Source organism: Hymenobacter sp. BT18 (assembly GCF_012273015.1).
GTDB lineage: Bacteria > Bacteroidota > Bacteroidia > Cytophagales > Hymenobacteraceae > Hymenobacter > Hymenobacter lutimineralis.
This window is the reverse complement of sequence record NZ_CP050954.1, coordinates 615083-627985: the sequence shown is the minus strand read 5'-3', so window position 1 is coordinate 627985 and position 12903 is coordinate 615083. Positions and strand designations below refer to the sequence as shown.

At 62.9% G+C, this 12903-nt stretch carries 7 protein-coding genes; 6 read left to right on the top strand and 1 reads right to left on the bottom strand.

The genetic code is table 11. From position 1 onward, the window contains the following. Positions 1-21: 21 nt before the first annotated feature. Entirely contained in the window at positions 22-4572 is a 4551-nt protein-coding gene (gltB, locus tag HER32_RS02640; protein WP_232066343.1) for a glutamate synthase large subunit, read from the bottom strand. Between the two features lie 224 nt (positions 4573-4796). Here gltB and HER32_RS02635 point away from each other — a divergent pair, with 224 nt between their 5' ends. The 6 genes from HER32_RS02635 to HER32_RS02610 all read left to right on the top strand — a co-directional run bounded on the left by HER32_RS02635 (position 4797) and on the right by HER32_RS02610 (position 12775). Further along, positions 4797-5153, top strand: a complete 357-nt coding sequence (locus HER32_RS02635) for a winged helix-turn-helix domain-containing protein (protein WP_232066342.1) — start codon at positions 4797-4799, stop codon at positions 5151-5153. A 116-nt stretch (positions 5154-5269) separates the two neighbouring features. Beyond that, entirely contained in the window at positions 5270-7843 is a 2574-nt protein-coding gene (locus HER32_RS02630) for a TonB-dependent receptor (RefSeq protein WP_168680323.1), read from the top strand. A 205-nt stretch (positions 7844-8048) separates the two neighbouring features. Further along, complete coding sequence (locus HER32_RS02625) at positions 8049-8621, top strand: Crp/Fnr family transcriptional regulator (protein ID WP_168680321.1); 573 nt, start codon at positions 8049-8051, stop codon at positions 8619-8621. A 287-nt stretch (positions 8622-8908) separates the two neighbouring features. Next, a complete protein-coding gene (locus HER32_RS02620; RefSeq protein ID WP_197748863.1) occupies positions 8909-9448 on the top strand; it encodes a (2Fe-2S)-binding protein in 540 nt (179 codons plus the stop codon). A 73-nt stretch (positions 9449-9521) separates the two neighbouring features. Then, a complete protein-coding gene (locus HER32_RS02615; RefSeq protein ID WP_168680319.1) occupies positions 9522-10544 on the top strand; it encodes an FAD binding domain-containing protein in 1023 nt (340 codons plus the stop codon). Continuing rightward, entirely contained in the window at positions 10541-12775 is a 2235-nt protein-coding gene (locus HER32_RS02610) for a xanthine dehydrogenase family protein molybdopterin-binding subunit (protein ID WP_168680317.1), read from the top strand. Before HER32_RS02615 ends, HER32_RS02610 begins: the two co-directional genes overlap by 4 nt. The last annotated feature ends 128 nt before the right edge of the window (positions 12776-12903 follow it).

Genomic DNA, 12903 nt, shown 5'->3' with positions numbered 1-12903 from the left:
TCTGTAGTTGATTGCCTGGCGTTACTGCACCGTTTCGAAGCGCGCCTTCTGCAGCACCTTCTTGTATTCCGAGGGAAACACTTTCACGAATTTGCGCGCTTCCTCGGGCCAGTTGCCCAGCAGGAAGGCCGCCAGCTGACTGCCCGTCAGCTCCAGGTGGCGGTGCAGCAGGTGCTGAATGGTGGTTTCGTCGTCGGCATCGAGCGGATCCAGCTCCACCATTTCGGGGTTGCAATTGGCCGGGAAGGTGCCATCGGCATCGTACACCCAGGCAATACCCCCGCTCATGCCAGCGGCGAAGTTGCGCCCGGTGCGGCCCAGAATCAGAGCCCGGCCCCCGGTCATGTACTCGCAGCCATGGTCGCCCACGCCTTCCACCACGGCCGTGGCCCCAGAGTTGCGCACGGCAAACCGTTCCCCAGCCTGCCCGCGCACGAATAGTTCCCCGGAAGTAGCGCCGTACAGGGCCACGTTGCCGATGATGATGTTCTGCTCCGGTACAAAGCTGGCATTGGCGGCCGGGTAGATAACCAGCTGCGCTCCGCTCAGGCCTTTACCCACGTAGTCGTTGGCCTCGCCTTCCAGGCGGAACGACAGGCCCCGCACGCTGAAAGCGCCAAAGCTCTGGCCGGCCGAACCCCGGAAGGTGTAGTTGATAGTGCCCTCGGGCAGGCCGGCTGCATGGTAGCGCTTGGTTATTTCATTGGAAAGTAAGGTGCCTAGGGTCCGGTCGATGTTGCGCACGGTAAACTCGGCCTGCACGGGCTGCTGTTGCTCCAGGGCCGGGCGGGCGTGTTCCAGCAACTGCCAGTCCAGAATATGGTCGAGGCCGTGGTCCTGATCTTCGCTGTGGTGCAGGGTGCTGCCGGGCTCCGGGGAGGTCAGGTACAGCAGGTCGCGCAGGTCGAGGTGGCGGGCTTTCCAGTGCTGAATATTCGGGCGGGGCTTCAAAAACTGGGCTCGGCCCACCATTTCATTGATGGTGCGGAAGCCCAGTGAGGCCATGATTTCGCGCAGCTCCTCGGCCAAGAACCGGAACAAGTTGACAATGTGCTCGGGCTTGCCACTGAACAGGCGCCGCAGCTCCGGGTCCTGAGTAGCTACACCTACTGGGCAGGTGTTGAGGTGGCACTTGCGCATCATCACGCAGCCGCCGGCCACTAGGGCAGCAGTCGCCACACCCCATTCTTCGGCGCCCAGCAGCGTCGCAATGGCCAGGTCGCGGCCGGTTTTCAGCTGCCCATCGGTTTGGAGCACCACGCGGCTGCGCAGCTGATTCCGCACCAGGGTCTGGTGCGCTTCGGCCAGGCCCAGTTCCCAGGGTAAGCCCGCGTGCCGGATGGAGCTGATGGGCGAAGCGCCGGTACCGCCATCATAGCCCGCAATTAAAATTACGTCGGCGTGGGCTTTGGCAACGCCGGCGGCAATAGTGCCTACGCCGGCTTTGCTCACCAGCTTCACGTTGATGCGGGCGGCGCGGTTGGCATTTTTCAAGTCGAAGATGAGCTGGGCCAGGTCTTCGATGGAGTAGATGTCGTGGTGGGGTGGGGGCGAGATGAGGCCCACGCCGGGCGTAGAGTGACGCACTTTCGCAATCCACTCATCTACCTTATGGCCGGGCAGCTGACCACCTTCCCCGGGCTTGGCACCCTGGGCCATCTTGATTTGCAGCTCGTCGGCGTTGGTGAGGTAGTGGGCCGTCACGCCAAACCGGGCCGAGGCCACCTGCTTGATGGCCGAGCGCATGGAGTCGCCGTTTTCCATCACTTCGTAGCGCATGGGGTCTTCGCCGCCTTCCCCGGTGTTGCTCTTGCCCCCGATGCGGTTCATAGCTATGGCCAGGGTGCTATGGGCTTCGTGCGAGATGGAGCCAAACGACATAGCCCCCGTGGCAAAGCGCCGCATGATGTTTTCGGCGGGCTCTACCTCGTCCAGGGCTATGGCCGGGCGGTGGTGAGCGAAATCCAGCAGGCCCCGCAGGGTGAAGGCCCCTTTATCCGGGGCATTCACCAGGCGGGCGTAGCGCTGGTAGGTTTCGTAGGAGCCGGTGCGCGTGGCATGCTGGAGCAGGTGTACCGATTCGGGATTGAATTGGTGAGCCTCGCCGCGGCGGCGCCACTGGTACACGCCCCCTTCCGGGAGCAGCGTCTGCTCTTCGAGCGTGCTGCTCCGGAACCCCTGGAAGTGCTTGAACAGGGTTTCCCGGGCAATTTCATCCAGCCCCAGGCCGCCGATGCGCGTCACGGCCCCGGCGAAGTAAGCGTCCACCACGTCGCGGTTGATGCCCAGAATCTCGAACACCTGCGCCCCGTGGTAGGACTGCAAGGTGCTGATGCCCATCTTGGAGAAAATCTTCAGCAGCCCGTCGCACACGGCCTTGATGTAGTTGGCTTCCAGCTTAGGCACGGCCAGGCCAGTGCGGAAACGACCTTCGTAGTGCATGGTCCGGATGGTGGACAGCGCCAGGTAGGGGTTGATGGCCGTAGCCCCGAAGGCCAGCAGACAAGCAAAGTGGTGCACTTCCCAGGCGTCGCCGGCTTCTACCACCAGCCCCACGGAGCCCCGGTAGCCCTTGCGAATCAGGTGGTGATGCACGGCTGACACGGCTAGTAGGGAAGGAATAGCTGCGTGCTCCGAGTCAAGGGCGCGGTCGGAGAGAATCAGTACTTCGAAGCCGTCGTCTACCGCGTCCTCAGCGTAGCGGCAGAGGCGGTCCAGGCCCGCCTGCAGGGCGCCGGGCTTGCCATCGGCCCGGAAGTAGGTGTTGATGGTTTTGGCGTTGAACAGCCCCGTGTCGATGCTGCGCAGCTTTTCCAGCTCGTGGTTGGTAAGAATGGGCTGGCGCAAAGCCACGCAGTGGCAGTGCATCTTGTCCTCGTCGAGGATATTGCCGTTGTTGCCGATGAAGGTCGCCAGGCTCATCACCAGCCGCTCCCGAATGGGGTCGATGGGTGGGTTGGTTACCTGGGCAAAGAACTGCTTGAAGTAGCTGCTCAGGTGCTGGGGCTGATCCGACAGCACGGCCAGCGGCGAGTCCACGCCCATGGAGCCAATGGGCTCCTTGCCCTCCAGGGCCATGGGCGTCAGAATCGTGTCAATATCCTCGCGGGTGTAGCCAAACACCTGGTGGTACTTAAACACCGATTCGGCGGCCAGATCGGTAAACACCAGGCGGGGCTCGGGTAGCTCTTCCAGCCGGATCTGGTACTCGCTCAGCCACTGTCCATAAGGCTGGCGGGTAGCCGCCTGGGCTTTGAGCTCCTCATCGGTGATAATCTGCCCGGCTACGGTATCAATCAGCAGCATCTTGCCGGGCTGCAGGCGCCCTTTGCGCACCACGGTGGCTTCGGGCAGGCCCAGGCCAAGCACCCCGGCTTCGGAAGCTACCAGCACCCGCCCATCGTTGGTGACGGCGTAGCGCAGTGGGCGCAGGCCGTTGCGGTCGAGCATGGCCCCAATCATGCGGCCATCGGTGAAGAGCAGGGCGGCGGGGCCGTCCCAGGGCGCCATAAACGTGGCGTGAAACTCGTAGAAAGCCTTTTTGAGCGGGTCCATCTGCTCGTTGCCGTCCCAGGCTTCGGGCACCAGCATCATCATCACGTGGGGCAGGCTGCGGCCGCAGTGCAGCAGTAGCTCCACAATGTTGTCGAGGCAGGCCGAATCCGACTGGTTGGCGTTGATGACGGGCAGCAGAATGTCCATTTCCTCGGCCGTGAAATACGGCGAGAGGTAGGAGGGCAGGCCGGCAAAAAACCAGTTGAGGTTGCCACGCAGGGTGTTGATTTCCCCATTGTGGGCCAGCATGCGGAAGGGCTGGGCCAGCCGCCAGGAGGGGAAGGTGTTGGTGGAAAAGCGCGAGTGCACCATGCCAAACCCCGACGTTACCCGCTCGTCCGACAGCTCGGGGAAATACCCCCGCACCTGGTAGGTGGTTAGCTGGCCTTTGTAAATGATAACGCGGCAGGACAGGGACGTAAAGTACACGTCTTCCTGGGGCAGCAGCCGGGCCGCTTCCCGGTTGATAAGCCGCCGCAACACGTACAGCTTCCGCTCAAATTCTTCGGGCGTCGCCACCCCGGTTGGGCGGCCCACAAACAGCTGCTCCATATCCGGCTCGGCGGCCAGGGCCGTAGGGCCAATGCCGGCTGGGTTTACGGGCACGGGGCGGTAGCCCAGTACCGGGAAGCCCAGCTGAGCCGCCGCCGCGCTGATAATTTCGTGACAGACTTGCTGGGCTTCGGCGTTTTTCGGCAGGAAGAGCATGCCCACGCCGTACTCACCCGGCTCGGGCAGCCGGATGCCCAGCTTAGTACATTCTTCCAGAAAAAACCAGTGGGGCAGCTGCAACAGCAGCCCCGCTCCGTCGCCGGAGTCGGCGTCGCAGCCGCAGGCACCGCGGTGCTCCATATTTTCCAGAATAGTCAGCGCATCGGCTACTACCTGGTGCGATTTACGTCCGTCGACGTAGGCTATAAAGCCGGTGCCACAAGCATCGTGTTCAAATTCGGGGCGGTATAGGCCCTGGGGCGCAGCTAGCTCCATGGGGAGACGCAGAGTACAACGGTGAAACATGACCTCCGGCAGTAGGTCCGAAGTAGCAACGTACCACACCATTATTGCCCAAACCAGCCGTTAAAGGCATTTTTTCCGGTTTCTAACCCGGACGGCCTTTCCCGAAATTTGCGGGTGGAACCGGCTAAATCTGCGTATTGACGTAGGTTAGCCCCTGCCGCGCCCGGTAATCCAGGCGGCCACCACTACAATTTCAAAACGGTCCAATCACCGATATTTAAGGTATGAAAAACCTGCTGCGCCCCGACCTGACCTTCCGCCTGACCGGCCGCCTCTGGATAGAATCCGCCGACGACCGGTTTATGGGCATCGGGCGGCTGGAACTGCTCCGGCATATTCAGGAGCAGGGCTCCATCTCCCGGGCGGCGCAGGAAATGGAAATGTCGTATAAGCGGGCCTGGGATTTGGTGTCGTCCCTGAACGCCCAGAGCGCCCGGCCGCTGGTGCTCACCCAAGCCGGCGGCAAGCGCGGCGGCGGCACCGTGGTAACTGCAGAGGGCGAGGCACTGATTGCGGCGTTCGAGGGCCTGCAGGCCCGGTTTCAGGCGTTTCTGGCGGCGGAGGCTGAACGGTTATTCTGACGTCGGTCCCCGCAACGGACGCAGAAGTTGCACAGCGGACGCCGAAGGATGACCTCCACGTCCGCTGCGGGAAACCTGGGTGCGCCTTGTTCGTTATGTTTGGAAAAATATAGCGCATGAAACACGTTACGCCCGCTCTGTTGCTGCTGCTTCCGATACTGGCCCACGCCCAGGCCCCCGCCGACACCACGCGGCTGGGGGAGGTGGTGGTGACGGCCTCGAAGGTGGAGGAAAGCATCCTGCAGTCGCCCGTAACAGTAGAGAAGCTCAACGCCCGCCAACTGCGGCTCACACCCGCGGCGTCGTTTTTTGATGCTATTGAGCACCTGAAGGGCGTGCAGATGATAACGCCCAGCCTAGGGTTTCGGGTGCTGAACGCCCGGGGCTTCAGCAACACCACCAACGTGCGCTTCGCCCAGCTCGTGGACGGCATCGACAACCAGGCCCCACACATTGGCGGGCCCATTGGGAACGTGCTGGGGCCGAGTGATTTGGATATTCAGACCGTGGAGCTGGTGCCGGGCACGGCCGCGGCCCTGTACGGGCTCAACGCCATCAACGGGCTGGCCAACTTCAGCACCCGCAACCCGTTCCGCAGCCCTGGCCTGAGCGTGCAGCAGAAAACGGGCATCAATCACCTCAACGACCCGGCCACCGGCGCGCACGCCTTTTCCGAAACCAGTGTGCGTTACGCCAAGGTGCTGGCGCCGAAGTGGGCATTCAAAGTGAACGGTACTTACCTGCGCGGCTACGACTGGATTGCCCGCGACCCAACCGACATCAACCCCAACGGCAACGCCACTACTAGTCTGCTGGGGGCCGATAACCCGGCCCGCGACCCTGTGAGCAGCTACGGCAACGAATCATCGAACCGCTCGACGCTGACGCTGGGCGGCAAAAGCTACCAAGTAGCCCGCACCGGGTACCGGGAGCAAGACGTGACCGACTACCAGCTGCAAACCCTGAAGTACGACGCGGCCCTGCACTACAAGCTCACCGACAAAACGGAGCTGGCCTACACCTACCGCGGAGCCAACTTCGACAACGTGTACCAGCGCAGCAACCGGTTCCGGCTCGACAACTACCACCTGCAGCAGCATGCCCTGCAGCTCACCGGCCCCGTGGTGCAGGCCCGGGCCTACTTCACCCAGGAAAACACCGGCCGCAGCTATAACCTGCGCAGCATGGCCGAAAACCTGGACCGCAGCTTCAAGCCCGATGCCCGCTGGAACCAGGACTACACCGCCGCCTGGAACGCCGCCGCGCAGGCCGGCCAGTCGGTAGCCCAGGCGCACGCCACGGCCCGCACCGCCGCCGATGCCGGCCGTTTGCAGCCCGGCACTCCGGAGTTTCAGCAGCGCCTGCGCGAGCTGGCCGATAGCAACAACTGGGACCAGGGCGCGGCCCTGCGCGTGCAGGCCGATATGCTGCACCTGGAAGGACAACTGAACCTCGGCGAAGCCCTGCGCCGGGGCGGCGGCAAAGCCCTGCCCGCCTGGGCCGACGTGCTGCTGGGCCTCGACCACCGCACCTACTTCATTCAGCCCGACGGCAACTACTTCATCAACCCCGCGGCGGGGGAGGACCCGTACAGTACGCTCACCTACGGCAAAACCGGCGGCTTCGTGCAGGCTGGGGCGCGGCTGTGGCAGGAGAAAGTGCGCCTGACGGCCACGCTGCGGGCCGATAAGAACGACTACTTCAGTACCCGCTTCAACCCGCGCCTCACGGCCGTGTACTCGCCCACCCAGCGCCACAACTTCCGGGTGAGCTACCAGAGCGGCTACCGGTTTCCGAGCTTGTTTGAGGGGTTTTCCAACGTAAACAGCGGGCAGGTGAAGCGCATCGGGGGACTCAGGGTGATGTCGGACGGGGTATTTGAGAACAGCTACCTGCGCAGTTCCATTGATGCCTTCAACGCGGCCGTGACCCGGGGCGTGAACACCGGCGGCCTCTCGCGCAGCCAGGCCATCAGCCAGAACCAGGGCCTACTAGTGAAGAACCTCTACACCTACCTGCGGCCCGAGCACATCAACTCCATCGAACTGGGCTATAAGGCGGCGCTGCTGCCCGGCGGCCGCCTGCTGGCCGACGTGGATTTCTACGCCAACACCTACCGTGACTTTATTGCCCAGGTGGAAGCCTACGTACCACTGGATGCCACCGGCCAGCCTATGCCCCCCGGCTCCGACCTGAACTCCGTGGCCACCGCCCTGAGCGCCCGCGCCGGCCAGGCCCGCTACCGCCTCTGGACCAACTCCCGCAGCCGGGTGTACAACTACGGCGGCTCCCTAGGGCTGCGCTACGAGGTGGCCGGTGGCTACCTGGCCGGAGCCAGCACCACCTACGCCCGCCTGCGCCGCACCGAGTCAGGCGACGGGCTGGAGGATGGCTTCAACACCCCGCGCTGGGCCGCCAACGCGAGTCTGGGCAACGAAAACGTGGTGAAGAACTTCGGTTTTGGCCTGAACTACCACTGGCAGCAACGCTACTACTCCCAAACCTTCCTGGTAACCGGCTACGTGCCCGCCTACGGCACCCTCGACGCCCAACTCAGCTACCGTCTGCCCGAGCCCAACCTGCGCTTCAAGTTAGGAGCCAGCAACGTGCTCAACCACTACTACGCCAGCTACCTCGGCGGCCCCAGCGTGGGCGGGCTCTACTACCTGCAGGTTACATATGGGTTGTAACTTACAGCTGTCATCCTGAGCATGTCGCGCATCAAGCCAGGAAGAAGGACCTTATTACTACAGAACTACTCTGCGTCTTCTGCGGAAACCTCTGCGCCCTCTGCGGGCTAAAAAAACCAAAGAAGCAACCGTGCATTCGTGACAAGGTCCTTCTTCCTCGCTTGATGCGCGACATGCTCAGGATGACAATTCCCATTCTCACGCCATGCTCGACGCCCTCCGTGCTTACTTCCACCACAAGCTTCCGCTGACCGAAACCCAGTTTGCTACCCTGGCTGGCCTGCTCACGCCGCGGCAGCTGGCGAAGGGGGAGATGCTGGGGCGGCAGGGCGAGCCGGCGCGGTTCGGGGCGTTTGTGGTGCGGGGGTGCCTGCGCAGCTACGTGACGGATGCCCGGCAGAAAGAGCACATCCTGCAGTTTGCGCCCGAAAACTGGTGGATTGCCGACCAGCACAGCCTGCGCCACCACGCGCCGGCGTTGTTCACCATTGAGGCGCTGGAAGACTCAGAGGTGCTGCTATTTGGGGCGGGGCTGTACGGGCAGCTGCCGGCGTTGGGGCCGGAGTTTCAGGCGTTTTTCTACGAGCTGTTGCAGAACAGCCTGGTAGCCATGCAGCGCCGGCTGATTGGGGTGCTGAGCGCCCCGGCCGAGGCCCGGTACCAGGAGTTTCAAAAGCTGTACCCCACGCTGGCCCGGCGGCTGCCCCAGCGCCACATTGCCGCCTACCTGGGTATCACGCCGGAGTCGTTGAGCCGGCTGCGGGCCGGGCGGGGGTAGCGGGCGGGGTTTTCGCTATATTGGGAATAATATAACGATAGAGGGAATAGGCAAGGAGCAATTGAATTTCAAATAGTTGAGCTGTTTAGACAGAATCCGGATAAACAGCTAATGGGCTGATCAATAGGCAGCCGGTGAGGAAGAAAAGCAAGGATAGGATTTTGTACAGGTGAAATACGCCGCAAAGCATAACGCCCAAGCGCTTGGCCTCGTAAGCCGATAAGCTACTGGCGAGCTTAGCCCTTGCTGGTCTCCGCCTATCCACTCCATCACCTCAACTTCTTTCTATGACCCAGCAACCGACCAACTCCGCGGCCCGTGCCGGCGGGGTGGCCGCACCGCCGCCTACCGGCCCGGTTCGCCTCACCATCAACGGCCAGCAGCATACCCTCCAGCTTGCCCCCTGGACCACGCTGCTCGATGCCCTGCGCGAGTACCTGCACCTCACCGGCACCAAGAAGGGCTGCGACCATGGCCAGTGCGGGGCCTGCACCGTGCTGGTAGATGGCAAGCGCATCAACAGCTGCCTCACCCTGGCCGTGATGCACGAGGACGAGGACATCACCACCATTGAAGGCCTCGGCACGCCCGAAACCCTGCACCCCCTGCAGCAGGCCTTTGTCGACCACGACGCCTTCCAGTGCGGCTACTGCACGCCCGGCCAGATCTGCTCGGCCCAGGGCCTCCTCAACGAAGGCCGTGCCCACACCGAGGCCGAAATTCGGGAGCACATGAGCGGCAACGTGTGCCGTTGCGGCGCCTACGTGGGCATCCTTAACGCCGTGAAGGAAGTGGTGGACAGGAAGAGCTCAGAGCATAGAAGTTAGAGCTTAGCTAGTTCTGTTTCTGGTATACCCTGCCCATTCTAAGCTCTAAGTTCTTCCATCTAAGCTCTTCAAAATGAACTCATTTACTTACCACCGCGCTACGGCTGTTGCCGATGCCGTGCGCGAGCAGTCGGGGCGACCCGACGCGGCCTATATAGGGGGCGGCACCAACCTCATCGATTTGATGAAGGAAAATGTGGCGCGCCCTACCCATCTCGTGAGCGTGGGCAAGCTGCCCCTGTCCGATATCGAAAACCTGCCCGACGGCGGGCTGCGCCTGGGCGCCACGGCGACTAACGCCGACACCGCCTGGCACGAGGAGGTGAAAAGCCGCTACCCACTGCTGAACCAGGCCATTCTGGCCGGAGCTTCGCCCCAACTGCGCAACATGGCCACCAACGGCGGCAACCTCATGCAGCGTACCCGCTGCTACTACTTCTACGACCTGGCCACGCCCTGCAACAAGCGGGAGCCGGGTTCGGGCTGCTCGGCCATCGGGGGCTACAACCGGGTGTGCGGCATCCTGGGCACCAGCGATTCGTGCATTGCTACCCACCCTTCGGACATGTGCGTGGCCCTGGCGGCGCTGGCTCCCACGGTGCGCGTGAGCGGCCCCAACGGGGAGCGGAGCATTGCCTTCGACGACTTCCACCGCCTGCCCGGTAACCAGCCCGAAAAGGACAACACCCTGGAGCCCGGCGAATTGATTGTGAGCCTCGATCTGCCAGCCAAGGGCTTCGAGAAGAACTTCAGCTACCTGAAGCTGCGCGACCGGAGCAGCTACGCCTTTGCCCTGGTATCGGTGGCGGCGGCGCTGGAGCTGGACGGCAACACCATCCGGGATGCTCGTTTGGCGCTGGGCGGCGTGGCCCACAAGCCCTGGCGCGACCAGGAGGCCGAGAACCTGCTCAAGGGCCAGCCCGCTACCGTGGAAACCTTTGCCCGGGCTGCGGCCAAAGTGCTGGAAAACGCCCAGGGCCACGGCTCCAACGACTTCAAGATTGAGCTGGCCAAGCGCGCCATTGTGCGGGCCCTCAAGCAGGCCGTAGAAGGCTCGCAAACCGCATCCGACGTCTTTCTAAACTCGAATCCATGAGCACGACCAACCACATAGGCAAGCCCACCAGTCGCGTTGATGGTCCGGCAAAAGTAACCGGCACGGCCCGGTACGCGGCCGAGTACGCCGTGCCCGACCTGACGTACGGCTGGGTAATCAGCAGCCCCATTGCCAAGGGCAAAATCACCAAGATTCACGCCGATGAGGTGCTGGCCCTGCCGGGGGTGCTCCAGGTATTCTCGCACGAGAACGTACCGTCGCTGGCCTGGTTTGATAGGAGCTATAAGGACCAGGTGGCTCCCGGCGGCTCGCCCTTCCGGCCCCTGCACGATAACGAAATCAAGTTCAGCCAGCAGCCCGTGGCCCTGGTGGTGGCCGAGAATTTTGAACTGGCTCGGTATGCGGCTTCCTTGCTGCGCATCGAATACGAGCAGGAGAAGCACGAAACCAGCCTCGAAACCAAGCGCGAAGACGGCTTCGAGCCGGGTCGGGGCAAAACCGGCTATATGCCGCCGCCCCCGCCTCGTGGCAACCCCGACAAGGCCTGGGAGGAAGCCCCGCACCGCATGGAGGCTGAGTACGTGCACGGCGCCCAGCACCACAACCCCATGGAGCTGTTTGCCACCACCGCCGAGTGGCGCGGGGAAGGTAAAATCACGGCCTACGACAAAACCCAGGGCGTGTACAACGTGCAGCAGTACCTCACCAAAATCTTCGGGCTGAAGAAGGACGACTGCCGGGTGGTGAATGAGTACATGGGTGGGGGCTTTGGCTCGGGGCTGCGGCCCCAGTACTCGGTGTTTCTGGCCGTTATGGCGGCGCTGGAGCTGAAACGCTCGGTGCGCCTCACGCTCACGCGCCAGCAGATGTTCTCCTTCGGGCATCGGCCGCACACGCTGCAGTACCTCAAGCTGGCCACCAACGCCGATGGTACCCTGGCTGCCCTGCAGCACCACGCCCTCCACGAAACCTCCCGGTTTGAGGACTACACCGAGAACGTGGTAAACTGGAGCGGCATGCTCTACCAGTGCGACAACGTCAAGCTGGGCTACCAGCTGGCCAAGCTCGACGTATACACCCCCCTCGACATGCGCGCCCCCGGGGCGGCTACCGGCTCCATTGGGCTGGAAATTGCCATGGACGAAATGGCCTACGAGGCCGGCCTCGACCCGCTGGAGTTCCGCCTGCGCAACTACGCCGAGCGGGACCAGAACCAGGACAAGCCCTTCAGCAGCAAAAAGCTGCGCGAATGCTACCACCAGGGCGCGGCCAAATTCGGCTGGGACAAGCGAACCCAGGCTCCGGGCTCCATGCGCGACAAAGACGGCAAGCTCATCGGCTGGGGCATTGGCGGCGGCGTGTGGGATGCTACGCAGCAGAAATCGGCTGCCAAAGCCTCCATCACCGCCGATGGGCACCTGACGGTATCCAGCGCGGCCGGCGAAAATGGCACGGGCACCTACACCATCATGACGCAGATTGCGGCCGAAACGCTGGGCCTGCCCATCGAGGCTGTCACCTTTAAGCTCGGCGACACCGACCTGCCCGAGGCCCCGCTGCAGGGCGGCTCCTGGACGGCTGCTTCGGTAGGCACGGCCGTGAAGAACACCTGCGAGGCCCTGGGCGAAAAGCTGCTCAAGCTGGCCCAGAAGCTGGACGACTCGCCCCTGAAAGGTGCCAAGCTGGAAGACGTGGAGTTCGTGAACGGCCAGATCCGGCTGCGCTCCGATGCCAGCCAGGCCGTAGTGCTGCGCGACGTGCTGCAGGCCAGCGGCGAAACCAAGGTAGAAGCCGACAGCTCGGCTATGCCCAACATGCTCAAGCAGCAGCAGTACTCCCTGCACTCCCACAACATTGTGTTTGCGGAGGTGAAGGTGGACGAGGAACTGGGCACCGTGCACGTAACGCGCGTGGTGAATGCCGTGGCTGCCGGCCGCATCCTCAACCTCAAAACAGCCCGCTCTCAGGTATTAGGCTCGGTGGTGTGGGGCATCAGCATGGCGCTAATGGAGGAAACGGTGATGGACCACAAGTTCGGCCGCTACATGAACCACAACTACGCCGAGTACCACGTGCCCGTCAACGCCGATATCCACGACATCGACGTGCTGTTTGTGGAGGAGGAAGACGACATCGTGAACCCGCTGGGCGTGAAAGGCATCGGCGAGGTGGGCATGCTGGGCGTGGCTGCCGCCATTACCAACGCCGTGTTCCACGCCACCGGCAAGCGCGTCCGCGACTTACCCGTGATGATTGACAAGCTGCTGTAATTGCTGCCACTTGCCGCAACGCAAACCGCCCCGTAACCGTGAAGTTGCGGGGCGGTTTTGTATGTAGAAAAGGGCCTGATTAACGCTTTGGTATTGGGAACGAGCGTATTTTTATTGTAAACCTCAGT